The 23,871-nt window shown below is 69.7% G+C and carries 23 protein-coding genes; 11 read left to right on the top strand and 12 right to left on the bottom strand.

The window, feature by feature from the left end; all coding sequences use genetic code 11:
* The first annotated feature begins 24 nt into the window (after nt 1–24).
* Both FNH08_RS12235 and FNH08_RS12230 read left to right on the top strand, forming a co-directional pair.
* Nucleotides 25–1,200: a CdaR family transcriptional regulator gene (locus FNH08_RS12235; protein ID WP_322724312.1), complete on the top strand. Its 1,176-nt coding sequence runs from the start codon at nt 25–27 to the stop codon at nt 1,198–1,200.
* Between the two features lie 330 nt (nt 1,201–1,530).
* Entirely contained in the window at nt 1,531–2,418 is an 888-nt protein-coding gene (locus FNH08_RS12230; RefSeq protein ID WP_152771494.1) for an AbfB domain-containing protein, read from the top strand.
* A 70-nt stretch (nt 2,419–2,488) separates the two neighbouring features.
* Here the strand turns inward: FNH08_RS12230 and FNH08_RS12225 are convergent, their stop codons facing one another.
* From FNH08_RS12225 to FNH08_RS12190, 8 genes are all read right to left on the bottom strand, one after another.
* Nucleotides 2,489–2,821 (bottom strand): metal-sulfur cluster assembly factor, encoded by a 333-nt coding sequence (locus tag FNH08_RS12225; RefSeq protein ID WP_152771493.1) that lies wholly within the window; start codon nt 2,819–2,821, stop codon nt 2,489–2,491.
* Entirely contained in the window at nt 2,818–3,285 is a 468-nt protein-coding gene (gene sufU, locus FNH08_RS12220) for a Fe-S cluster assembly sulfur transfer protein SufU (RefSeq protein ID WP_322724310.1), read from the bottom strand. The genes FNH08_RS12225 and sufU overlap by 4 nt, the downstream gene beginning before the upstream one ends.
* 16 nt (nt 3,286–3,301) lie before the next feature.
* Entirely contained in the window at nt 3,302–4,558 is a 1,257-nt protein-coding gene (locus tag FNH08_RS12215) for a cysteine desulfurase (protein ID WP_322724309.1), read from the bottom strand.
* Nucleotides 4,555–5,319: a Fe-S cluster assembly ATPase SufC gene (sufC, locus tag FNH08_RS12210; protein ID WP_152771492.1), complete on the bottom strand. Its 765-nt coding sequence runs from the start codon at nt 5,317–5,319 to the stop codon at nt 4,555–4,557. The genes FNH08_RS12215 and sufC overlap by 4 nt, the downstream gene beginning before the upstream one ends.
* A gap of 7 nt (nt 5,320–5,326) precedes the next feature.
* The gene (locus tag FNH08_RS12205) at nt 5,327–5,647 is read right to left on the bottom strand and encodes a bifunctional 3-phenylpropionate/cinnamic acid dioxygenase ferredoxin subunit (RefSeq protein WP_152771491.1); all 321 of its coding nucleotides are present in this window, start codon (nt 5,645–5,647) and stop codon (nt 5,327–5,329) included.
* Nucleotides 5,647–6,828 (bottom strand): Fe-S cluster assembly protein SufD, encoded by a 1,182-nt coding sequence (gene sufD, locus FNH08_RS12200; protein WP_152771490.1) that lies wholly within the window; start codon nt 6,826–6,828, stop codon nt 5,647–5,649. The genes FNH08_RS12205 and sufD overlap by 1 nt, the downstream gene beginning before the upstream one ends.
* 87 nt (nt 6,829–6,915) lie before the next feature.
* Entirely contained in the window at nt 6,916–8,337 is a 1,422-nt protein-coding gene (gene sufB / locus FNH08_RS12195; protein ID WP_152771489.1) for a Fe-S cluster assembly protein SufB, read from the bottom strand.
* The gene (locus FNH08_RS12190) at nt 8,334–9,068 is read right to left on the bottom strand and encodes a helix-turn-helix transcriptional regulator (RefSeq protein WP_322724306.1); all 735 of its coding nucleotides are present in this window, start codon (nt 9,066–9,068) and stop codon (nt 8,334–8,336) included. The genes sufB and FNH08_RS12190 overlap by 4 nt, the downstream gene beginning before the upstream one ends.
* A 173-nt stretch (nt 9,069–9,241) precedes the next feature.
* Between FNH08_RS12190 and FNH08_RS12185 the strand changes: the two genes are divergently transcribed.
* The 4 genes from FNH08_RS12185 (at nt 9,242) to FNH08_RS12170 (ending at nt 12,902) form a co-directional block, all read left to right on the top strand.
* The gene (locus tag FNH08_RS12185) at nt 9,242–10,078 is read left to right on the top strand and encodes an aminoglycoside N(3)-acetyltransferase (protein ID WP_152771488.1); all 837 of its coding nucleotides are present in this window, start codon (nt 9,242–9,244) and stop codon (nt 10,076–10,078) included.
* A gap of 11 nt (nt 10,079–10,089) precedes the next feature.
* The gene (locus FNH08_RS12180; RefSeq protein WP_152771487.1) at nt 10,090–11,013 is read left to right on the top strand and encodes an ABC transporter ATP-binding protein; all 924 of its coding nucleotides are present in this window, start codon (nt 10,090–10,092) and stop codon (nt 11,011–11,013) included.
* Complete coding sequence (locus tag FNH08_RS12175; protein ID WP_152771486.1) at nt 11,010–11,822, top strand: ABC transporter permease; 813 nt, start codon at nt 11,010–11,012, stop codon at nt 11,820–11,822. Before FNH08_RS12180 ends, FNH08_RS12175 begins: the two co-directional genes overlap by 4 nt.
* A gap of 72 nt (nt 11,823–11,894) precedes the next feature.
* The gene (locus FNH08_RS12170; RefSeq protein ID WP_152771485.1) at nt 11,895–12,902 is read left to right on the top strand and encodes a COX15/CtaA family protein; all 1,008 of its coding nucleotides are present in this window, start codon (nt 11,895–11,897) and stop codon (nt 12,900–12,902) included.
* A gap of 18 nt (nt 12,903–12,920) precedes the next feature.
* Here FNH08_RS12170 and FNH08_RS12165 read toward each other — a convergent pair whose 3' ends face one another.
* The 4 genes from FNH08_RS12165 to FNH08_RS12150 all read right to left on the bottom strand — a co-directional run bounded on the left by FNH08_RS12165 (nt 12,921) and on the right by FNH08_RS12150 (nt 16,679).
* Nucleotides 12,921–13,673, bottom strand: coding sequence for a nucleotidyltransferase domain-containing protein (locus FNH08_RS12165; RefSeq protein ID WP_152771484.1), 753 nt, complete (start codon nt 13,671–13,673; stop codon nt 12,921–12,923).
* A gap of 38 nt (nt 13,674–13,711) precedes the next feature.
* Nucleotides 13,712–14,833 (bottom strand): amidohydrolase family protein, encoded by a 1,122-nt coding sequence (locus FNH08_RS12160; RefSeq protein WP_152771483.1) that lies wholly within the window; start codon nt 14,831–14,833, stop codon nt 13,712–13,714.
* A 414-nt stretch (nt 14,834–15,247) separates the two neighbouring features.
* Nucleotides 15,248–15,604 (bottom strand): hypothetical protein, encoded by a 357-nt coding sequence (locus FNH08_RS12155; RefSeq protein ID WP_152771482.1) that lies wholly within the window; start codon nt 15,602–15,604, stop codon nt 15,248–15,250.
* 112 nt (nt 15,605–15,716) lie between these two features.
* The gene (locus FNH08_RS12150; protein ID WP_322724313.1) at nt 15,717–16,679 is read right to left on the bottom strand and encodes a heme o synthase; all 963 of its coding nucleotides are present in this window, start codon (nt 16,677–16,679) and stop codon (nt 15,717–15,719) included.
* A 455-nt stretch (nt 16,680–17,134) separates the two neighbouring features.
* Between FNH08_RS12150 and tkt the strand changes: the two genes are divergently transcribed.
* The 5 genes from tkt to pgl are packed head-to-tail and all read left to right on the top strand — an operon-like array spanning nt 17,135 to nt 23,827.
* A complete protein-coding gene (gene tkt, locus FNH08_RS12145; protein ID WP_322724304.1) occupies nt 17,135–19,222 on the top strand; it encodes a transketolase in 2,088 nt (695 codons plus the stop codon).
* A gap of 34 nt (nt 19,223–19,256) precedes the next feature.
* Nucleotides 19,257–20,375 carry a transaldolase gene (gene tal / locus FNH08_RS12140; RefSeq protein ID WP_152771480.1) on the top strand — a complete coding sequence of 373 codons (1,119 nt, stop codon included), beginning with the start codon at nt 19,257–19,259 and terminating at the stop codon, nt 20,373–20,375.
* Nucleotides 20,376–20,388: 13 nt separating this feature from the next.
* Nucleotides 20,389–21,918 carry a glucose-6-phosphate dehydrogenase gene (zwf, locus tag FNH08_RS12135; protein WP_152771501.1) on the top strand — a complete coding sequence of 510 codons (1,530 nt, stop codon included), beginning with the start codon at nt 20,389–20,391 and terminating at the stop codon, nt 21,916–21,918.
* Nucleotides 21,915–23,048, top strand: coding sequence for a glucose-6-phosphate dehydrogenase assembly protein OpcA (opcA, locus tag FNH08_RS12130; RefSeq protein ID WP_152771479.1), 1,134 nt, complete (start codon nt 21,915–21,917; stop codon nt 23,046–23,048). The genes zwf and opcA overlap by 4 nt, the downstream gene beginning before the upstream one ends.
* A complete protein-coding gene (gene pgl / locus FNH08_RS12125) occupies nt 23,045–23,827 on the top strand; it encodes a 6-phosphogluconolactonase (protein WP_152771478.1) in 783 nt (260 codons plus the stop codon). Before opcA ends, pgl begins: the two co-directional genes overlap by 4 nt.
* The last annotated feature ends 44 nt before the right edge of the window (nt 23,828–23,871 follow it).

The following is a 23,871-nucleotide window of genomic DNA, read 5'->3' as shown; positions in this document are numbered from 1 at the left end:
CCGCCCCCGACGGGAGGAACGCTCGTGCTGAGCCCGTCACTCGCGCAGGAGATCGCCGGGGACACCTCCGCGGTCATCGGCTTCAACGTGCTGATCACCGACGCTGAGGGCATGGTCATCGGCAGCGGCGACACCAGCCGGGTCGGCACCTTCCACGAGGCGTCCGTCGAGGTCCTGCGCACCCAGGAGCCCGCCGCGCACACCGCGACCGAGGCCCACCGCCTCCGCGGGGTGCGGCCCGGCATCACCCTGCCGCTGGTCACGGGCGGCCGCGCCGTGGGCACAGTCGGGATCACGGGCACGCCCGCGCAGGTACGCCGTTTCGGACTGCTGGTGAAGCGGCAGACGGAGATCCTGCTCAGGGAGTCCGTGATGCTGCGCTCCCGGCTGCTCGCCGAGCGCGCGGCCGAGAAGCTCCTCGCGGACATCGCCTCCTACGATCCACTGGTCGTGGAGGGCGACTTCCTCATGTTCCGGGCCGCGGAGCTCGGGTTCGACCTGCGGTTGCGTCGGGTCGCGGTGGCCTTCGAGGTGACGGTGCCCGAGACCGGCACCCGGCGGCAGGGCGCCCCCACCCGGGACATGGCCCTGGTCCGCTCCGAACTGCTGCGCACCGTCCGGGAGATCTTCGCCGACCCGCAGGACATCGTGGCCTCCACCGCGCCCGGCTGGATCGGTGTGCTGCACCGGCTGCCGGACCGGCGCCCGATGGACGCCCTGACGGCCGACTGCCGGCGGGTGGTCGACGTCGTCGCCGCCCAGGACGGCCTCACCACCCGGGCCGGCATCGGTGAACCGGCCGCCTCCGTGAGCGGGTTGCACGACTCGTACCAGGACGCGTGCGACGCCCTCCGCCTCGGCACCCGCCGGGCGAGCACCCCACCCGTCCACCTCATCACCGATCTGCGGGTCCATCAGGTCCTTGCGGAGGTCGGCCGGCCCGCCCGCAACCGGCTCCTCGACCGCACCGCGGCGCCCCTGCGCGACCAGCCGGACTGGCCGGTGCTGCGCGACACGATCACCGCGTGGTGCGAGAGCGGCTTCAACCTCGTACGGGCGTCCGCGGCCCTGCACATCCACCGCAACACCGTCGTCTACCGGATGCACAAGATCGAGGAGATCACGGGCCGCCCCCTGCGCGACCACCGGACGACGATGGCGCTGTACCTGGCGTGCCTGGCGGACGAGTTGGCTCCTTAGGGGCGGGCGCCGGGGAACTACGCGACGAACCACTGTGATGTCGGCCGCTGAGCGGGGGTCAGGAGTGCCCTGAGAAAGGGATGTGAATGTGGTGTAAAGCCTCAACTCACCCCCGGGAACCCGGGATTCCCTGAGAAAGCGCTCACCGAAAGGCTGCCTGCTACCCACGAGTTCCATTACTGTTTCACCGGTCACACACCCGGTAATCGCGGCCACAGCCGTAGCCCCGTGTCGGTGACCCCCCTTTCCCCTGTGCCGATACCGGACGTTTGGCGACTCCGGACGACGATTTCGCGTACGCCCATGGTGGCGACGCTGAGGGAACCGCGCATGCCAGAAGAAAACCCCGGATCCGATCCGGACCTGCTCCCCGTCCTGTGGAGCTCACCCCCGAAGGTGTGGGAAACAGGTGAATCACCGGATCAGACCCGGGTTCCGGGCACCCGCAGGCTGTGGGCGGCCGGCGCGCTCGCCGTGGTGGTCCTCATAGGCAGCGTGACCGCGATAGCACTGCAGGAACCGCGCACCCGCAACGACACCGAGAACGCGGCGCGGGAGCGCACGGGCCGCACGACGACGGCCGACGACCCGATCGTGCCCACCGTCGCCCCCGCCGCCCCGGACGGCAAGAGCGGCCTGTCCTCCCCGCAGCCCACCGCGTCGAAGAGCTCGACGTCCTCCGACTCCCAGCAGGGCGGGTCGAAGGACGAACCCGAGCCGGAGCCGTCCAAGTCGAAGTCGAAGTCGGAGTCGGGGACGTCCGGCGAGAAGCCGCCGTCCTCCTCCAAGCCCTCTACGTCGTCCTGGAAGTCCGTACGGGCCGTCAACTATCCGGACCGCTACTGGCATGTGAGCGACGGCATGGTGAAGCTCGACGAGCCGCGCGGCTCGGAGTCCCGCGACGACTCCACCTTCAACGTGGTCAAGGGACTGGCCAACAGCTCCTGTTACTCGTTCAGGACGGCCGACGGCAAGTACCTGCGCCACCGCAACTTCGTCCTGCGCGCGGACCGCAACGACGGCTCGGGCCTGTTCTCGAAGGACGCCACCTTCTGCCCCGGGTATTCACCGTCGGAGGGTGCCGTGATGCTCCGGTCGGTCAACTACCCCAACTACGCCCTGCGCCACAGGAACTTCGCGCTACGCCTGGACCCGTACGGCTACAACACGGGCAGCCGCCAGGACTTCTCCTTCCGCCTCGTCGAGGGCCTCGGCTGAGCGGAACCGTAACCGCATGCATGTGTGGCCCCCGGCGTATGCCGGGGGCCACACATGTCAGGTCAGGTCCTCAGACGTTGAACCCGAGCGCACGGAGCTGCTCACGGCCGTCGTCCGTGATCTTGTCGGGGCCCCACGGGGGCATCCAGACCCAGTTGATGCGGAGTTCGCTCACGAGGCCGTCCGTGGCGGACTTGGCCTGGTCCTCGATGACGTCGGTGAGCGGACAGGCCGCCGACGTCAGGGTCATGTCGATCGTCGCGATGTTCGCGTCGTCGACGTGGATGCCGTAGATGAGGCCGAGGTTGACCACGTCGATGCCCAGCTCGGGGTCGACGACGTCGTACAGGGCCTCGCGGAGCTCCTCCTCCGAGGCCGGCTTCATCTCCACGGTGTCACTCATGCCGTCTTCCTTTCGGCGTCGGCTCCGCCCAGGACCTGGGCCGTCGCGTCCTTCCACGCCATCCAGCTGAGGAGGGCGCACTTGACTCGGGCCGGGTACTTGGAGACACCGGCGAACGCGATCGCGTCCTCCAGGATCTCCTCCATCGCGTCGTCGGGCTCGATGCGGCCCTTGGACTGCATCAGCTCCAGGAAGGTCTCCTGGATCTTCTGCGCCTCGGCCAGCTCCTTGCCCACGAGGAGGTCGTTCAGCACGGAGGCCGACGCCTGGCTGATGGAGCAGCCCTGGCCCTCGTACGAGACGTCCTCGATCGTCGTGCCGTCGTACTTCACACGAAGGGTGATCTCGTCGCCGCACGTCGGGTTCACGTGGTGCACCTCGGCGTCGCCATCTCTCAGACCACGCCCGTGAGGGTGCTTGTAGTGGTCCAGGATGACTTCCTGGTACATCGAGTCCAGCTTCACGGTTTCAGCACGCCCCTCAGCCGAAGAAGTTCCGTACGTGCTCCAGGCCGTCGACCAGAGCGTCGATCTCGGCCGGCGTGGAGTACAGATAGAACGACGCTCGCGTGGTCGCAGGAATTCCGTACCTGAGGCAGACCGGGCGGGCGCAGTGGTGGCCGACCCGGACCGCTATGCCCTGCTCGTCGAGGACCTGGCCCACGTCGTGCGGGTGGATGTCGCCGAGCGTGAAGGAGATCGCCGCGCCCCGGTCCTCGGCCGTGGTGGGGCCGATGATGCGCAGGTCGGGGACCTCGCCCAGCTTCCGCACGGCGTACTCGGTGAGGGCGTGCTCGTGGGCGAGGATCTTGTCCATACCGATCGACGACAGATAGTCGATCGCCGCTCCCAGACCCACCGCCTGAGCGATCGGCGGGGTGCCCGCCTCGAACTTGTGCGGCGCCGGCGCGTACGTCGACGAGTGCATCGACACCGTCTCGATCATCTCGCCGCCGCCGAGGAACGGAGGGAGGTCCTCCAGCAGCTCCTGGCGGCCCCAGAGCACACCGATGCCGGTCGGGCCGCACATCTTGTGGCCGGTGAAGGCCACGAAGTCGGCCTGGAGGGCCTGGACGTCCAGCGGCATGTGCGGCGCGGCCTGCGAGGCGTCGATCAGGACCAGGGCCCCGACCTCCTGCGCGCGGCGGACGATCGCCTCGACCGGGTTGAGGGTGCCCAGGATGTTCGACACCAGCACGAAGGAGACGATCTTCGTCTTCTCCGTGATGACCTCGTCGATGTTGGACAGGTCGAGACGGCCCTCGTCGGTGAGGCCGAACCACTTCAGCTTCGCGCCCGTGCGCTGCGACAGCAGCTGCCACGGCACGATGTTGGAGTGGTGCTCCATCTCCGTGATGACGATCTCGGTCTCGGAGTCCACGCGGTAGGGCTCGTCGGCCCAGCCCAGCATGTTCGCCACGAGGTTCAGCGACTCCGAGGCGTTCTTGGTGAAGATCACCTCGTCGCGGCTGGGTGCGTTGATGAACGCGGCGACCTTGTCGCGCGCGCCTTCGTACAGCGCCGTGGCCTCCTCGGCGAGCACATGCACACCGCGGTGGACGTTGGCGTTGTAGCGCTCGTAGTACTCGCTCAGGGCGTCCAGTACCTGGCGCGGCTTCTGCGAGGTCGCCGCGTTGTCCAGGTACACGAGCTTCCGGTCGTCGTGGACCAGCCGGTCCAGGATCGGGAAGTCCTTGCGGATCGCCTCGGTGTCGAGGAGGCCCGGCAGCTGTGTCACTCGGATGCGCCACCCTTCGTGTATGCCTCGTAGCCCTCGGCCTCCAGCTTGTCGGCGAGCTCGGCACCGCCGGACTCGGCGATGCGGCCACCGGCGAACACGTGGACGTGGTCGGGCTTGATGTAGCGCAGGATGCGCGTGTAGTGGGTGATCAGCAGGGTGCCGACCTCGCCGCTCTCGCGGACGCGGTTCACGCCCTCCGACACCACGCGGAGCGCGTCCACGTCCAGACCGGAGTCCGTCTCGTCGAGGATCGCGATCTTCGGCTTGAGCAGCTCCAGCTGGAGGATCTCGTGGCGCTTCTTCTCACCGCCGGAGAAGCCCTCGTTCACGTTGCGCTCGGCGAAGGACGGGTCGATGGACAGCCGCTCCATGGCCTCCTTGACCTCCTTCACCCAGGTGCGCAGCTTGGGGGCCTCGCCACGGATGGCGGTGGCGGAGGTGCGCAGGAAGTTGGAGACCGAGACGCCGGGGACCTCGACCGGGTACTGCATGGCCAGGAACAGGCCCGCGCGGGCGCGCTCGTCGACGGACATCTCCAGGACGTCCTCGCCGTCGAGGGTGACGGTGCCTGAAGTGATCGTGTACTTCGGGTGACCCGCGAGCGAGTAGGCGAGAGTCGACTTGCCGGAGCCGTTGGGGCCCATGATGGCGTGCGTCTCGCCCTGCTTCACGGTGAGGTCGACGCCCTTGAGGATCTCCTTCGTGGCGTTGTCGGCCTCGACGGTGACGTGCAGGTCGTGGATTTCAAGCGTTGCCATGGGTTCCTCAGGACTCCTGGGTGAGGGAGACGAACACGTCGTCCCCTTCGATCTTTACGGGGTATACGGGGACGGGGCGCGTCGCGGGAAGGCCGGACGGCTTACCGGTGCGGAGGTCGAAGCTGGAGCCGTGCAGCCAGCACTCGATCTGACAGTCCTCCACCTCGCCCTCGGAGAGCGAGACGTTGGCGTGCGAGCAGATGTCGTTGATCGCGAACACCTCGCCCCCGGTCTGCACGACCGAGACCGGCGTGCCGTCGAGTTCCACCCTTCTCGGGGTGTCCTCCTCCAGCTCGCTCAGCCCACAGACGCGTACGAAGGTGGTCATCAGACCGACGCCTCCAGCTCCTCGTCGATCTTCACGAGAAGGCGTTCCTCGATGTCATCGACGCCGATCTGCTGGACCAGCTCGGCGAAGAAGCCGCGGACCACCAGACGGCGGGCCTCGTCGGCCGGGATGCCGCGGGCCATCAGGTAGAAGAGCTGCTCGTCGTCGAAACGTCCGGTCGCGGAGGCGTGGCCGGCGCCGACGATCTCGCCGGTCTCGATCTCCAGGTTCGGCACGGAGTCGACGCGGGCGCCGTCGGTCAGCACCAGGTTGCGGTTCATCTCGTAGGTGTCGGTGCCCTCGGCCTTGGCCTCGATCAGCACGTCACCGATCCACACCGCGTGCGCGTCGTCGCCCTGGAGCGCGCCCTTGTAGGCGACGTTCGACTTGCAGTGCGGGGTGTTGTGGTCGACCAGGAGGCGGTGCTCCTGGTGCTGGCCGGCGTCGGTGAAGTACAGGCCGTACAGCTCGGCCTCGCCGCCGGTGCCGGCGTACGAGACACGCGGGTGCAGTCGTACGACATCGCCGCCGAACGTGACCACGACCGACTTGAACGAGGCGTCCCGGCCGACCAGCGCGTTGTGCTGGCCCACGTGCACGGCCTTGTCGTCCCAGTCCTGGACGGAGACGACGGTCAGCTTGGCGCCGTCGCCCAGCAGGTAGTCGACGTTGGCGGCGAGCACGGCGTCACCGGTGTGGTCGATGACGACGACGGCCTCGGCGAAGGCGCCCAGCTCGATCACCTGGTGGGCGAAGGCGGTGCCGCCCTCGCCGTGCACGGCGATGCGGATCGGCTCGGTGAGGACCGTCTCCTTGGGGACGGTGATCACGCCGGCCTTCTCGAACGCCGAGTACGCCTGGGCGGCGACGCGGTCCACGGGGGCGCCCGCCCTGCCGATGCGCGCGTCGTCGCGGCCGACGGTCTCGACGGTCACGCCCTCGGGGGCCTGGACGTCCACCTTCACACCGGTGCCGTTGGCGACGGCGGTGCCGTCGTGCAGGCCGCGCAGGCGGTCCAGCGGGGTGAACCGCCACTCCTCCTCACGCCCGTGCGGGACCGGGAAGTCCGCCACGTCGAAGGAGGGGGGCGCGCTCATGCGCGTGGCGACGGTCGACTCGGCGGCCACCGCGATCTGGCCCGCGGTGGTGGACCCCACGGGAATGTTCTGGGCCTCAGCCATGGCTGTCGGTCTGCTCTCTTTCCTACGTCGGTTGAGATCCTCCGGCCCGCCCGAAAGGGCGGGCCGACTGCTGTCCGGGGGCGGGTCCTAACCGACCGCGCCTTCCATCTGCAGCTCGATCAGCCGGTTGAGCTCCAGGGCGTACTCCATGGGCAGCTCCTTCGCGATGGGCTCCACGAAGCCGCGCACGATCATCGCCATCGCCTCGAACTCGCTCAGGCCACGGCTCATCAGGTAGAAGAGCTGGTCGTCGGAGACCTTGGAGACGGTGGCCTCGTGGCCCATGGACACGTCGTCCTCGCGGACGTCCACGTAGGGGTACGTGTCGGAGCGGGAGATGGTGTCGACGAGCAGCGCGTCGCACAGCACGTTCGACTTGGATCCGGCCGCGCCCTCACCGATCTCGACGAGACCTCGGTAGGAGGTACGGCCGCCGGCGCGCGCCACCGACTTGGAGACGATGTTGGAGGAGGTGTTCGGCGCCATGTGGACCATCTTGGAGCCGGCGTCCTGGTGCTGGCCCTCGCCCGCGAAGGCGATGGAGAGGGTCTCGCCCTTGGCGTGCTCGCCCATCAGGTAGACGGCGGGGTACTTCATCGTCACCTTGGAGCCGATGTTGCCGTCGATCCACTCCATGGTGGCGCCCTCGTAGGCGACGGCGCGCTTGGTGACCAGGTTGTAGACGTTGTTCGACCAGTTCTGGATGGTCGTGTAGCGGCAGCGCGCGTTCTTCTTGACGATGATCTCGACCACGGCGCTGTGCAGGGAGTCCGACTTGTAGATCGGCGCGGTGCAGCCCTCGACGTAGTGCACGTAGGCACCCTCGTCGACGATGATCAGGGTCCGCTCGAACTGGCCCATGTTCTCCGTGTTGATGCGGAAGTAGGCCTGGAGCGGGATCTCCACGTGCACGCCCTTCGGCACGTAGATGAAGGAGCCGCCGGACCACACGGCGGAGTTCAGCGACGCGAACTTGTTGTCGCCGACGGGGATGACGGTCCCGAAGTACTCCTTGAAGAGCTCCGGGTGCTCCTTCAGAGCGGTGTCGGTGTCGAGGAAGATGACGCCCTGCTCCTCCAGGTCCTCGCGGATCTGGTGGTAGACGACCTCCGACTCGTACTGGGCGGCGACACCGGCCACGAGGCGCTGCTTCTCCGCCTCGGGGATGCCGAGCTTGTCGTACGTGTTCTTGATGTCCTCGGGCAGGTCCTCCCAGGACTCCGCCTGCTTCTCCGTGGAGCGCACGAAGTACTTGATGTTGTCGAAGTCGATGCCCGACAGGTCCGAGCCCCAGTTCGGCATGGGCTTCTTCTCGAAGAGCCTGAGGCCCTTCAGGCGCAGCTTGGTCATCCACTCCGGCTCCGACTTCTTGTCGGAGATGTCGCGGACGACGTCCTCGTTCAGACCGCGCCTGGCGGAAGCGCCGGCGGTGTCGGAGTCGGCCCAGCCGTATTCGTACTTACCCAGGCCCTCGAGCTCAGGATGGGCAGTCTCCGTGGGGAGAGTCATGCGGGGTTCCTCCCGGCCGTGCTTGCAGATGCGTTGTGGGAAATCTTGGGGATGAACGTCGTGCAGACGCCGTCGCCGTGGGCGATGGTCGCCAGTCGCTGGACATGCGTGCCGAGCAGCTGGGAGAAGATCTCGGTCTCAGCCTCGCAGAGCTGCGGGAACTTTTCCGCGACGTGGGCGACGGGGCAGTGGTGCTGGCACAGCTGCTCACCGACCGGTGCGCTACGCGCCGTAGCAGCGTACCCGTCGGCGCTCAGAGCCTTGGCCAGGGCTTCGGTCCGCTCCTCGGGGGCGGCGGCCTCGATCGCCGCGCGGTACGCGGCGGCCTGCCCGGCGATCCTCGCGCGCGCGAAGGCGACGACGGCCTCGTCCCCGCCGAAGCGCTCCTGGATCCAGCGGAGGGCGTCCGCGGCGAGCTGGTCGTAGGACTGGTCGAAGGCGTCCCGGCCGCAGTCGGTCAGGGCGAACACCTTGGCGGGCCGGCCGCGCGTGCGCGCTCCGTAGACCCGCTGTTCACGGGCTTCCACGACATCGTCGGAGACCAGCGCGTCCAGGTGACGGCGTACGGCCGCCTGGGTGAGGCCCAGCCTTTCGGCGAGCACCGCGGCGGTCGACGGCCCGTGGTCCAGGATGGATCGCGCGACCCGGTTGCGCGTCGAGCGCTCTCCGGTCGCGAGCTCCTCCTGAGGGGCACCCCTGGGGGCTTCCCGAGCCTCACCGACGTTTTTCACAACGCCATTGTTGCGTAATTCCTCGGAGCGGAGCAAGCCACGTCCCGCCCGCCCGGCGGTGCCGTGCATCACTTAGGCATACCTAACCCATCACACGGGCTGACCTGCGTGAACGATCTTTGATCGATCAATTCGGTGGTGCCGCCACGGTTCTTGCGGGAGACTGCCGAACCATGCCGACAACGCCTCCCACCGGCCCACTCGTCACCCGTGACTCGCTCGCCGCGGAGCTGCGCTCACTGGGCGTCCGGCCCGGCGAGACCCTCCTCGTCCACTCGTCGCTCAGCGCGCTCGGCTGGGTCAACGGAGGCCCCGTCACCGTCGTCCTGGGACTGCTCGACGCCCTCGGCCCGGACGGCACCCTCGTGGTCCCCACCCAGACCGGCGACCTCTCCGACCCGGCACTGTGGAGCAATCCTCCTGTGCCCGAGGAGTGGTGGGAGACGATCCGCGCGACCATGCCCGCGTACGACCCGCTCGTGACGCCCTCGCGTGGGGTCGGCGTGGTCCCGGAGACCGTACGGACCTGGCCGGGCGCCCTGCGCAGCGCGCACCCCCAGACCTCCTTCGCGGCGCTCGGGCCGCGCGCGGCGGCGCTCGTCGACGGACACGCGCTCGACTGCCGGCTGGGCGAGCACAGTCCGCTGGCCCGGCTGGAGAAGGCGGGCGCGCGGGTGCTGCTGCTGGGCGCGGGCTACGACGCGTGCACCAGTTTCCACCTGGCCGAGTACCGGATCCCGATGCCACTGGTCGAGGTGGGGCGGCCGGCGCCCGAGGGCGGCTGGGAGACGGTCACCGAGGTGTCGATCTCCTCGGACCGGTTCGACGAGCTGGGCCACGACTTCGAGCGGGACCGTCCCGTCCTGCGCGGCCGGGTCGGCGCGGCGGACACCCGACTGTTCCCCGTGGCCGACGCGGTGACCTACGCGGAGCGGTGGCTGGCCCTGCACCGCCCCCACGATGAGGGCGTCTTCGCCCCCGCCCGCCCGGCGCCGGGGCCGCGTCCCTAGACTTGGCGCCCATGCAGAGTGAGCCCGTGGTCCAGGTCCGTTCCCTGGTGAAGCGGTACGGCGGGAAGACCGCGGTGGACGGCCTCGACCTGGTGGCCAGAACGGGCGTCACCGCCGTGCTCGGCCCCAACGGCGCGGGCAAGACGACCACGGTCGAGACCTGCGAGGGGTACCGGAAACCGGACTCGGGGACGGTCCACGTGCTGGGCCTCGACCCCGTACGACAGGCTCGTGACCTGCGCCCTCGCATCGGTGTCATGCTCCAGTCCGGTGGCGTCTACTCGGGCGCGCGGGCGGACGAGATGCTCCGCCACGTGGCGAAGCTCCACGCGCACCCCCTGGACGTGGACGCGCTGATCGAGCGGCTCGGCCTCGGTTCCTGCGGGCGCACCACGTACCGGCGCCTCTCCGGCGGCCAGCAGCAGCGCCTCGCTCTCGCCATGGCCGTGGTGGGCCGCCCCGAGCTGGTCTTCCTCGACGAGCCGACCGCCGGACTCGACCCGCAGGCCCGCCGGGCGGCCTGGGACCTGGTGCGCGACCTGCGCGCGGACGGCGTCTCGGTCATCCTGACCACCCACTACATGGACGAGGCCGAGCAGCTCTCCGACGACGTCGCGATCATCGACGCCGGCCGCGTCATAGCCCAGGGCTCCCCCGAGGAGCTGTGCCGGGGCGGCGCCGAGAACACCCTGCGCTTCTCGGGACGGCCCGGACTCGACGTGGGCTCCCTGCTGAAGGCGCTCCCGGCGGACTGCACCGCGGCGGAACTGACCCCGGGCGCGTACCGCGTCGTCGGCAAGGTCAATCCGCAACTGCTGGCGACGGTCACCTCCTGGTGCGCCCAGCACGGTGTGATGCCGGAGAAGATCTCGGTGGAACGGCACACCCTCGAAGACGTGTTTTTGGAGCTTACCGGTAAGGAGCTGCGCGCATGAGCGTGGGTGAGGGCGCGACCGTGGGCGGAGGTGCGCGGACGAGTGCCGTGGGGGCGTACGCGCCGAAGCCGGGAGCGGCTCCGCTGGCGCGGATGATCGGGGCGCAGGCGGCGCTGGAGACGAGGATGCTGCTCCGCAACGGAGAGCAGCTCCTCCTGACGGTCGTGATCCCGACGATGCTGCTCACCCTGTTCAGCACGGTGGACATCGTCGACACGGGCTCCGGTGAGGCCGTCGACTTCCTCGCGCCCGGGGTCCTCGCACTCGCCGTGATGTCGACGGCGTTCACCGGCCAGGCCATCGCCACCGGTTTCGAGCGCCGCTACGGCGTGCTGAAGCGGCTGGCCTCCTCACCGCTCCCCCGCTGGGGGCTGATGACCGCCAAGACGCTCTCGGTGCTGGTCACGGAGGTCCTCCAGGTCGTCCTGCTCACGGTGATCGCCTTCGCGCTGGGCTGGTCGCCGCACGGCAACCCCCTCGCCGTACTCCTGCTCCTGGTCCTCGGCACGGCCGCCTTCTCCGGGCTCGGCCTGCTGATGGCGGGCACCCTCAAGGCGGAGGCCACGCTGGCGGCCGCGAACCTGGTCTTCCTGCTGCTGCTCGTGGGCGGCGGAGTGATCGTGCCGCTGGACAGGTTCCCGGAGGCGGCCCAGAACGTCCTCGGGCTGCTCCCCATCTCGGCCCTGTCGGACGGTCTGCGGGACGTCCTCCAGCACGGAGCGGGCATGCCGTGGGGCGACCTCGGGATCCTGGCCGTGTGGGCGGTCCTCGGGCTGGGCGCGGCGGCGCGCTTCTTCCGCTGGGAGTGAGCCCCGTGCGGGAGACAGCCGGGCCGAAGAGGGCCACCCCCTCGTGAAACCGTGCACAAGCGGCGGCCTACGATGGGGCGCGTGCCAAAAGTGACCCGCGCCGACGCCACCGCCTTCGTGCGCAACCCCGCCGTCTTCATCGCCGACCGCTGGACGCCGACCCCCAGGACGGTTCAGCGCGCGGCCCTCGCCGCACTCGTCATGTCGGTGCTCATCGTGGTCACCGGCGGCGCCGTGCGCCTGACGGGCTCCGGTCTCGGCTGCCCGACCTGGCCGAAGTGCACCAACGACTCGCTCACCGCGACCAGCGCGATGGGCGTGCACGGGGCCATCGAGTTCGGCAACCGCATGCTGACGTACGTGCTGTGCGCCGCGGTCGGCTGGGCGATCATCGCCGCCCGCTCGCACAAGCCGTGGCGGCGGGACCTGACGCGGCTGGGCTGGGCCCAGTTCTGGGTCGTCATGGGCAACGCGGTCCTCGGCGGCATCGTCGTCCTAGTGGGCCTCAACCCGTACACGGTCGCCGCGCACTTCCTGCTCACCTCGGCCCTCATCGCGGTCGCGACCGTCATGTGGCAGCGCACACGGGAGAGCTCCGCCGCACCGCGCCCGCTGGTCGGCAAGGCCGTGCGGCAGCTCGTGTGGTTCCTGGTCGCCGCGACCGTCCTGCTGATCGCCGTCGGCACGGTCGTGACCGGCGCGGGCCCGCACGCGGGCGACTCCAGCGACGTGGAGCGCATGCCGGTGAACTGGGAGAACGTCAGCAAGCTGCACGCCGTGCTCGCGTGGATCGTGGTGACCCTGACCTTCGCCCTGTGGTTCGTCCTCAAGGCGGTCGACTCCCCCAAGAGCCCGCTCCACCGCACCCGCGACCTGTTCCTGGTCCTGCTCGCGCAGGGCGTGATCGGTTACGTCCAGTACTTCACCGACCTGCCCGAGGTGCTGGTGGGCGCGCACATGCTGGGCTCCTGCCTGGTGTGGATCGCCACACTGCGGGTGCTGTTGTCGCTTCGGGAGCGGCCGGAGGTCACGGTGGACGTGCCGGAGCCGTCGGAGGAAGCGGTCGCCACGCGCGCGTGAGTCACGCGTAGTCGTGAGTCACGCGTAGTCCCGTACGAGGGCGTCGATCGCCGGGCCGAGGTACTGCCTGGTCAGCTCGGCCCTGCGAACCGTCCAGTCCTCGCCGGGCGCGGCCACGGGACCCTCGTAGCGCCGCCGTCTGACGTCCTCGACCACCTCGACGGGAGCGCCCAGGCCGGGAAGCAGCTCCAGGGCCTCCTTCTTGGTGATCAGTCGCCCGTCCTTCAGGGTGACCGAGGCCCGGGCGTACGTGACGAGTCCCAGGTCCACCCAGACGTCCTGCGTCCAGTTGCTCGCCCGGTCGACCTCCCGCCGCCAGAAGTCCCGCTGGTCGCGCACGACGAACGCGGCGAGCTCGTGGTCCGGCACCGGCGGCAGCAGACCCTTGGGCGGCTCGCCGTGCAGGACCAGCCCGAAGGTGTGCAGCTCGCGCCGGGTCACCGGGGTGACGGTTCGCTTGAACAACTCCTCGTGCGCCCAGGTCAGGTGCCGCCGCTCCGCACCGGCCGCCCGCCCGGGTGTCAGATAGGTGCAGTGCAGCTTGTCGACCAGCGGCTCGTGGCGCAGGCGCGCGTGCAGCCGCGCCACCCGCCAGACGTCTCTCGCCGTGATCGGGTCGTCCAGGACCGCGATCAGGTCCAGGTCGCTGCGGCCCTCCTGGTAGTCGCCCCCGCCGAGGGAACCGTGGGCCCATACAGCCACCGGGTCCAGGTCGCGCAGTTCGGCGAGGAAACGGTCGAGGAGACGGTCGGTCGCGTCGCTTCGGGTCATGAGGGGAGTCTGGACACGTCCCACCGCTCGTACACCCCTTACCGTTGCGCTGACTGCTCCAGCCCGTACACCCGCCGCGCGTTGCCCGCCGCGATCAGTCCGGCCACCCGCTGCGCGTCCGCCAGCGACCACGAGCTCTCGGCCACCCACGTCCCCAGCACCCGCGACAGCGCCTCCCGGAACAGCCGGGCGCCCACCACGTGCAGCTCGGGCAGGCCGTGGGCGCCGCTGGAGAAGAGGAGCTTGCCGAAGGGCGCCAGTTCCAGGACCTCCGCCAGGACGGCGGCCGCCCGGGCGCCCGTGCGGACGAGTTCGGCGCCCAGGTCGGCGTACACGTGCGGGAAGACCGCGGCGAGGTGGGCCGCGTGGCGGTGGTAGGGGTAGCCGTGCAGCAGGACCAGGTCGGTGCCCAGGCCGGCGGTGGCGCGGGCGAAGTCGGTGAGGAGGACGGGGTCCGCGCTGTCGATGCGCGGCCCGGGTTCACCGAGGCCCGCGTGGAGCTGGAGGGGCAGGCCGGAGGCGACCGCGATCCAGAGCAGATGGCGGAGCAGCACCGGGTCGGTGAGCGTGCCGCCGACCTTCCGGTCCGCGAGCCAGCGCCCGGCCGCGCCCCGCACCTCCCCGGGCCCCGGCGGCTCCGGCGCGAGCGCCAGACCGTGGCGTACGCCCGCCACGGAGGTGAAGGCGACCGCGTTCACGGCGGCTCCGTGCACCGACTCGGCGAGATTGGTGAGGAAGGACTCGACCGTGCCGGAGGTGTCGGCGACCTGCTCGGCGAGGAGTTCGAGACGGATGATCTCGTGGGCCTCGGCCGCACCCGTGGAGGCCATCTCTCCGGGGCCCGTCAGATCGCCGGGCAGGCCGGTGTCGACGAGGTACGTGGTGATGCCGCTGCCCCGCAGCAGCATCCGTCCGGCCTCCAGGACGCCCACTTCACGGCGTCGGGCGAGGTAGCGGGCGGGCGGACAGTGCGGCTCCAGGCCGAGCAGGGGCGGGCACCAGCGGCGTACGGCGAAGCCCGTCTGCGTGTCGAAGAACGTGGTGCCGGGCGCGGGCGGACCCTCACTGCGCGCGAGGTGGGCCTCGAAGGTGCCGAGGCCCAGCTCCGTCCGCAGGGTGCCGTGGCAGTACTGGTCCACCAGGCACGGCGTTTCGATCATCCGGACTCCCCGCGAGTGGACCGTGTCTCCCACAGGTCCTAACGGGTCACCGTCTCGGCCGTGAACAGCTGAGCTCGCCGGCTCGACCGTTCACACCTCGTCGCGCTCCCGACTGCCCCCTACGACAGGACGGTCACGGGTCGCATCCACCCTCCCGTGGAGAAGAGAGTGCGGGTGCGGTGACAGACACCCACATCGGCCAACGTCCGATGACGACAGTCCGGTCGACGCCACGTGCAACCGTGTCCCCGACATTCGCCGGTTCGTGCCTTCGAAGGACTCGCGGACTGACACGACAACGCTACCCTCCGTCATGACGCTCCCGCATCCGTTGTCGTTATGATCAGCGACCGTCAGGACGCATGTCCGAATCCGCTACACAGGGAGCAAGTTCGCACGCCGCCCACACGGGGTTCAGCCGTTACTCGGGCCGCCCAGCTGGATGCCCGCCATCCGCGTCCACTCGTACGGGCCCGTCTTGACCTTGGCCGCGAAGTCGCCGTCGAAGTCCTCGTGGACGGTGACCCCGGCCCTCTGGACGGCCTGCTCGGCGATGGCGTGTGTGGGGGCCACGAGGTCGCCCCAGCCGCCGTCCTCCCCGACCAGCACGATGCGGGCGCCGCGCTGGCCGATGTACGCGACCTGGGCCTCGGCCCCGCCGTGCGCCTTGGAGAAGGAGCCGATCTGCTTGGCGAGCCGGGCAGCCGTGCGCTCGGCCTTCGTGGACTTCTTGGCGCCCGTACCCTCGTCGATCTGCTGTGAATCTGCCATGGCCAGATGCTACCCACGGGTAGATGAAACGGCGACGGGCGGGCTACGTGGCCTTGACCACGCGACCCGCCCGATCGGCGAAGAGAGGCGAACAGAGACGAACGGAACGGCGCTACCGGAGGAACGGATCCACCGCGATCGCCACGAACAGGATCGACACATACGTGATCGACCAGTGGAACAGCCGCATCTCCTTGAGCTTGACGCCCGTCACCTCGGCCTTCGCGCGGTTCTGCAGCCCGTGTGCCTCCCACAGCCACATACCGCCGGCCAGCAGCGCGACGGCCGTGTAGAACCAGCCCGTGTAACCGAGGGGCGTCAGGAGCAGCGAGACCGCGACCATCGCCCAGCTGTAGATCACGATCTGCCGGGCGACCACCTTGTTGGAGGCGATGACCGGCAGCATCGGCACGCCCACGCGCGCGTAGTCGTCCTTCACCTTCATGGACAGCGGCCAGTAGTGCGGCGGCGTCCAGAAGAACATGACGAGGAAGAGGATGATCGGCGCCCACGACATGGAGTTCGTGACGGACGACCAGCCGATCAGCACCGGGAGGCAGCCGGCGATGCCGCCCCACACGATGTTCTGCGAGGTACGGCGCTTCAGGATCATCGTGTACACGACGACGTAGAAGAGGAGCGCGCCCAGCGCGAGCCAGGCCGACAGCCAGTTGACGGTCAGGCCGAAGAGGAGGGTCGAGACGACGGCGAGGGTGATGCCGAAGGCGAGGCACTCGCGCGGGCTCACCATGCCGGTGACCAGCGGCCGCTGCGAGGTGCGGTCCATCAGCGCGTCGATGTCGCGGTCGATGTACATGTTCAGCGCGTTCGCGCCGCCCGCGGACAGGTACCCGCCGACGCAGGTGAGCAGCACCAGCTTCAGGTCGGGCACGCCCTGTTCCGCGAGGAACATCACCGGCACCGTGGTGATCAGCAGAAGCTCGATGATCCGCGGCTTGGTCAGCGCCACGAACGCCTTGACGCGGGCTGCCAACGGCCGCTGGCCCCGGCTGCTGCTCGTGCTGCTCGCCCCGAGCACCCCCGCTGGACGGGATTCGACGGCCGTCACGTACACCCCTGACAGAGACATCCCAGCGAGCACCGGTGTGAACAGCCGGTAAAGGCTCGCGCGTACTCACGGAACTGTATCCGCTGCCCGAACCGTGCCCTTCGTGGGGGTGGGGTCGTGTTGGAGGGGCGGCCGACGGAGGGGATACCGGCACCCCGTGAAGGGTGTGACGCCGTTCGCACAAAGAGCAGAAAAGAGCAGAACGGCACTCGATTGAGCGCTGCGACAGCTTGGCGCGTATTCACGTGTCGACTACGGAACCCACAGGTCTCAATATGCGGAATCCGCCGGTCGGGAGGCGGATCCCGGACGGTCCCGGCAGTCTGGAATGACCTGGGGCAACGCCCGAATCACTCTGGAACGACTCGAAAAAGTGCGCGTTCTTCCAGGGGTAGGCTCGACAGCGGCCGGTGCCGCCGAGAACACCGGCATGGACATGTGGAGAGGAGCCCTGACTCAGGGTGAGCACCAAGCCGACCACTACAAATCTCGCGTGGACCGAACTGGACACGCGGGCCGTCGACACCGCCCGCGTCCTGGCAGCCGACGCCGTACAGAAGGTCGGCAACGGCCATCCGGGTACGGCGATGAGCCTCGCGCCCGCCGCGTACACCCTCTTCCAGAAGGTGATGCGCCATGACCCCGCCGACCCCGAGTGGACCGGCCGCGACCGTTTCGTGCTGTCCGCGGGCCACTCGTCCCTGACTCTCTACACCCAGCTCTACCTGGGCGGTTTCGGCCTGGAGCTGGACGACCTGAAGGCGTTTCGTACCTGGGGTTCCAAGACGCCGGGCCACCCCGAGTACGGGCACACGGCCGGTGTGGAGACGACGACCGGCCCGCTGGGCCAGGGGGTCGCCAACGCGGTGGGCATGGCGATGGCCGCCCGTTACGAGCGCGGTCTGTTCGACCCGGACGCGGCGCCGGGCACCTCCCCCTTCGACCATCACGTCTTCGCGATCGCCGGTGACGGCTGTCTGCAGGAGGGCATCTCCGGCGAGGCGTCCTCGCTGGCCGGTCACCAGAAGCTCGGCAACCTGGTCCTGCTGTGGGACGACAACCACATTTCGATCGAGGGCGACACGGAGACGGCCGTCTCCGAGGACGTCGTCGGGCGGTACGCGGCGTACGGCTGGCACGTGCAGCGGGTGGAGCCCAAGGAGAACGGCGACCTCGATGTGGCCGCGCTGTTCGAGGCGATCGAGAAGGCCAAGGCGGTCACCGACAAGCCGTCCTTCATCGCGATGCGCTCGATCATCGCCTGGCCCGCACCGAACGCGCAGAACACCGAGGCCGCGCACGGCTCCGCTTTGGGTGAGGAGGAGGTCGCGGCCACCAAGCGCGTCCTCGGCTTCGATGCGGAGCAGCACTTCGAGGTCGCCGACGAGGTCCTCGCCCACGCCCGCGAGCTGGGCGAGCGCGGCCGTGAGGCCCGTGCCCAGTGGGAGAAGCAGCTCCAGGAGTGGCGCACCAACAACCCCGAGCGCGCGGCCGAGTTCGACCGTGTCTCGGCGGGTGAGCTTCCCGAGGGCTGGGAGTCGCACCTGCCCGTCTTCGAGGCCGGCAAGGGTGTCGCCACGCGTGCCGCGTCCGGCAAGGTGCTGCAGGCGCTCGGCGCGGTGGTCCCCGAGCTGTGGGGCGGCTCGGCCGACCTGGCCGGCTCCAACAACACCACCATCGACAAGACGAGTTCGTTCCTCCCGGCGGACAACCCGCTGCCCGAGGCGAACCCCTACGGCCGCACGATCCACTTCGGTATCCGCGAGCACTCCATGGCCGCGGAGATGAACGGCATCGCGCTGCACGGCAACACCCGGATCTACGGCGGCACGTTCCTCGTGTTCTCCGACTACATGCGCAACGCCGTACGTCTGTCGGCGCTGATGCACCTGCCGGTGACGTACGTGTGGACGCACGACTCCATCGGTCTGGGCGAGGACGGCCCCACCCACCAGCCGATCGAGCACCTCGCCTCGCTGCGCGCGATCCCGGGTCTGAACGTCGTCCGCCCGGCCGACGCCAACGAGACCGCGATCGCCTGGCGCGAGATCCTCAAGCGGTACACGAAGGAGTTCCGCAAGGGCGCCCCGCACGGTCTGGCTCTGACCCGTCAGGGCGTGCCGACGTACGAGCCCAACGAGGGCGCGGCGAAGGGCGGTTACGTCCTGTTCGACGCGGAGGGCGGCGAGCCGCAGGTGGTTCTGATCGCGACCGGCTCCGAGGTGCACGTCGCCGTGGAGGCGCGCGAGCAGCTCCAGGCGCAGGGTGTGCCGACGCGGGTGGTGTCCATGCCGTCCGTGGAGTGGTTCGAGGAGCAGGACCAGGGGTACCGGGACAGCGTCCTGCCGCCGGCGGTCAAGGCGCGTGTCGCGGTCGAGGCCGGGATCGGTCTGACCTGGCACAAGTACGTCGGGGACGCGGGTCGCATCGTTTCGCTGGAGCACTTCGGCGCTTCGGCCGACGGCAAGGTCCTCTTCCGCGAGTTCGGCTTCACTGCCGAGAACGTGGCCGCCGTCGCCCAGGAATCGATCGCGGCCGCTCAGCGCTGACGCTCACATACGACACGTAGGAGAAGGAATTTCCATGACAGACGCACTGAAGCGCCTCTCCGAGGAAGGCGTCGCGATCTGGCTGGACGACCTGTCGCGCAAGCGGATCACGTCCGGCAACCTCGCCGAGCTGATCGACCAGCAGCACGTCGTGGGCGTCACCACCAACCCGTCGATCTTCCAGAAGGCGATCTCCAGCGGTGACGGGTACGAGCAGCAGCTCGAGGACCTCGCCGCCCGCAAGGTCACCGTCGAAGAGGCCATCCGCATGATCACGACGGCGGACGTCCGTGACGCCGCCGACATCCTCCGCCCGGTCTTCGACGCGACCGGCGGCCAGGACGGCCGGGTCTCCATCGAGGTCGACCCACGCCTGGCCCACAACACCAAGGCGACGGTGGCCGAGGCCAAGCAGCTCGCCTGGCTGGTGGACCGCCCGAACACGCTCATCAAGATCCCGGCGACGAAGGCGGGCCTGCCCGCGATCACCGAGACCATCGGTCTCGGCATCAGTGTCAACGTGACGCTGATCTTCTCGCTGGAGCGCTACCGCGAGGTCATGAACGCCTACCTCGCCGGCCTGGAGAAGGCCAAGGAGCGCGGCCTGGACCTGTCGAAGATCCATTCGGTGGCGTCGTTCTTCGTGTCCCGTGTGGACACCGAGATCGACAAGCGGATCGACGCCCTCGGCACGCCCGAGGCCAAGGCCGCCCGAGGCAAGGCGGGCGTCGCCAACGCGCGGCTCGCCTACCAGGCGTACGAGGAGGTCTTCGGCTCGGACCGCTGGAGCGCGCTGGAGAGCGCGGGCGCCAACAAGCAGCGTCCGCTGTGGGCCTCGACCGGCGTCAAGGACAAGGCGTACAAGGACACGCTGTACGTCGACGAGCTGGTCGCGCCGAACACGGTGAACACCATGCCGGAGGCCACCCTCTTCTCCACCGAGGACCACGGCGAGATCCGGGGCAACGCCGTCTCCGGCACGTACGAGCAGGCCCGCGCCGAGCTCGACGCCGTCGAGAAGCTCGGGATCGGCTACGACGACGTGGTCCAGCTCCTAGAGGACGAGGGCGTCGAGAAGTTCGAGGCGTCCTGGAACGACCTGCTCAAGTCGACCGAGGCGGAGCTGTCGCGCCTCGCCCCCTCGGAGGGCTGAGACCTTGGCCCCTCTGTCCGGTACCGGAGCGAATCCGCTTCGTGACCCCGCTGACCGACGGCTCCCGCGTATCGCGGGGCCGTCGGGCCTGGTCATCTTCGGTGTCACAGGCGATTTGTCACGTAAAAAGCTGATGCCTGCCGTGTATGACCTCGCCAACCGCGGACTGCTGCCGCCGGGCTTCTCGCTCGTCGGCTTCGCCCGCCGTGAGTGGGCGCACGAGGACTTCGCGCAGGAGGTCCACGACGCGGTCAAGGAGCACGCCCGGACGCCCTTCCGGGAGGAGGTCTGGCAGCAGCTCATCCAGGGCATGCGCTTCGTCCAGGGCACCTTCGACGACGACGACTCGTTCGAGCGGCTGCGCGAGACGATCGGGGAGCTCGACAAGGCGCAGGGCACGGGCGGCAACTTCGCGTTCTACCTCTCCGTACCGCCGTCCGCGTTCCCCGTGGTCATCAAGCAGCTGAAGAAGCACGGGCTGGCCGACCAGACGAGCGACTCCTGGCGCCGCGCGGTCATCGAGAAGCCCTTCGGCCACGACCTGAAGTCCGCCGAGGAGCTCAACGCGATCGTCCACGAGGTCTTCGCCCCGGACCAGGTCTTCCGCATCGACCACTACCTGGGCAAGGAGACCGTCCAGAACATCCTGGCGCTCCGCTTCGCCAACCAGATGTTCGAACCCATCTGGAACCGCTCCTTCGTCGACCATGTGCAGATCACGATGGCCGAGGACATCGGTATCGGAGGCCGCGCCGGCTACTACGACGGAATCGGCGCCGCCCGTGACGTCATCCAGAACCACCTGCTCCAGCTGATGGCGCTGACCGCCATGGAGGAGCCCGCCTCCTTCGACGCGGACGCGCTCGCGGCCGAGAAGACCAAGGTGCTCGGCGCGGTGCGGCTGCCCAAGGACCTGGGCCGGGACACCGTGCGCGGGCAGTACGCGGCCGGCTGGCAGGGCGGCGAGAAGGTCATCGGCTACCTCGAAGAGGACGGCATCGACCGCCAGTCGAAGACCGACACCTACGCGGCGATCAAGGTGGAGGTCGACAACCGCCGCTGGGCGGGCGTCCCGTTCTACCTGCGCACGGGCAAGCGCCTGGGCCGCCGGGTGACGGAGATCGCGGTCGTGTTCCAGCGCGCCCCGCATTCCCCCTTCGACACCACCGCCACCGAGGAGCTCGGCCAGAACGCGGTCGTCATCCGCGTCCAGCCCGACGAGGGCGTCACGGTCCGCTTCGGCTCCAAGGTGCCCGGCACCTCGATGGAGATCCGGGACGTGTCGATGGACTTCGCGTACGGCGAGTCCTTCACCGAGTCCAGCCCCGAGGCGTACGAGCGCCTCATTCTCGACGTCCTGCTCGGCGACTCGAACCTCTTCCCGCGCACCGAGGAGGTCGAGCTGTCCTGGGAGATCCTCGACCCGATCGAGGAGTACTGGGACAAGCACGGCAAGCCCGCGCAGTACCCGGCGGGCACCTGGGGCCCCGTCGAGGCGGATCAGATGCTTCAGCGAGAAGGACGGAGCTGGCGCAGGCCATGAAGATAGACCTCACCGACACCACGGCGAGCAAGATCAACAAGGCGTTGGTGCAGGGCCGCCGCGCCATCGGCACGCCCGCTGTCGGCATGGTGCTCACCCTCGTCATCGTCACCGACGAGGAGAACGCCTACGACGCCCTGAAGGCCGCCAACGACGCCTCGCGCGAGCATCCCTCGCGCACCCTCGTCGTCATCCGGCGCGTCTCGCGCACCCCCCGCGACCGTACGTCGTCCCGACTGGACGCCGAGGTGCGGGTGGGCGCGGACGCGGGCACCGGCGAGACGGTCGTGCTGCGGCTGTACGGCGAGGTGTCGGACCACGCCCAGTCCGTCGTGCTCCCGCTGCTGCTGCCGGACGCGCCGGTCGTGGTCTGGTGGCCGGTGGGCGCCCCGCGCGACCCGGCCAAGGACCCGCTGGGCGCCCTGGGCCAGCGCCGGGTCACCGACAGCTACTCGACGGAGAAGCCCATCGACGAGCTGCGGGCCCGTGCCGACAGCTACGAGCCGGGCGACACCGACCTCGCGTGGGCCCGGATCACTCCGTGGCGTTCCGTACTGGCCGCCGCCCTCGACCAGGTGCGCTGCGAGGTCATCTCGGCCGAGGTGACGGGCGAGGAGTTCAACCCCAGCGTCGAGCTGCTGGCCATGTGGCTCGCCGACCGGCTGCATGTGCACGTCCGCCGCGGGGTCTCCTCCGGTCCCGGCCTGACCGAGTTGCGACTGGAGACGACCTGCGGTCCCATCGCGCTGCACCGGCCGGACGGGGCGATGGCCACGCTGGCGGTCCAGGGCCAGCCGGACCGCGCGGTGGCGCTCAAGCGGCGCGAGACGTCCGAGCTGCTCGCGGAGGAGCTGCGGCGGCTCGACCCGGACGACACCTACGCGTCGGCGCTGCGGTTCGGTGTGGACCGGCTGGGCGGGGGCACGCCGAGCATGCCGACGGTCCCGGCTCCCGCGTCGCCCGCGCTGTCCGGGGTGGCCGATGTGGCCGCCCCGGACGTGTCGGACTCCGTGTCCTCAGCCCGGGCGGCCGTGCCTGCTCTGCCGCCCGCCCCTCCGTCGTCCTCGGGTGACGGCGACCGGCCGTCGCCCGCGCAGATGCCCCCGGTGAAGAAGGCGGCGGCGCCATGAGCACTCCCCAGCTGGTCGTGCACCACGACAAGGAACTGATGGCGCAGGCCGCGGCGGCCCGGCTGATCACGAAGATCGTGGACGCCCAGGCTTCGCGCGGTTCCGCCTCGGTGGTCCTCACGGGCGGCCGCAACGGCAACGGCCTGCTGGCCGCCCTCGCGGCCGCCCCCGCCCGGGACGCGATCGACTGGGGCCGCCTGGACCTGTGGTGGGGCGACGAGCGGTTCCTGCCCGAGGGCGACCCGGACCGCAACGTCACCCAGGCCCGCGAGGCGCTCCTGGACTCGGTGCCGTTGGACCCGAAGCGCGTGCACGCCATGCCCGCGTCGGACGGCCCGCACGGCGCCGACGTGGACGCGGCGGCCGCCGGCTACGCGGAGGAGCTGGCACGGTCCGCGGGCCCCGAGAACCACGGGGCCGTCCCCACCTTCGACGTCCTGATGCTGGGTGTCGGCCCGGACACCCATGTGGCGTCCCTCTTCCCCGAGTTGCCCGCGGTGCGGGAGACCGAGCGGACGGTGGTCGGCGTGCACGGGGCCCCCAAGCCGCCGCCCACCCGGGTCACCCTCACACTCCCCGCGATCCGCGCGGCGCGTGAGGTGTGGCTGCTGGCCGCCGGCGAGGACAAGGCGCAGGCCGCGGCGATCGCGCTCTCGGGCGCGGGCGAGATCCAGGCCCCTGCGGCGGGCGCGCACGGCCGCTCGCGCACGCTGTGGCTGCTGGACTCGGCGGCGGCCTCGAAGCTGCCGCGGTCGCTGTATCCGCCTGCGTCGCCATGAGGGGCCGCGGCTGGGGTGGTTTCTCGCCCCCGCCGCCCCTACCC

It is taken from the genome of Streptomyces spongiae (assembly GCF_009377185.1).
Lineage (GTDB): Bacteria > Actinomycetota > Actinomycetes > Streptomycetales > Streptomycetaceae > Streptomyces > Streptomyces spongiae.
Note: the sequence above shows the minus strand (reverse complement) of the source record. Positions and strands in the feature narration are given on the sequence as shown.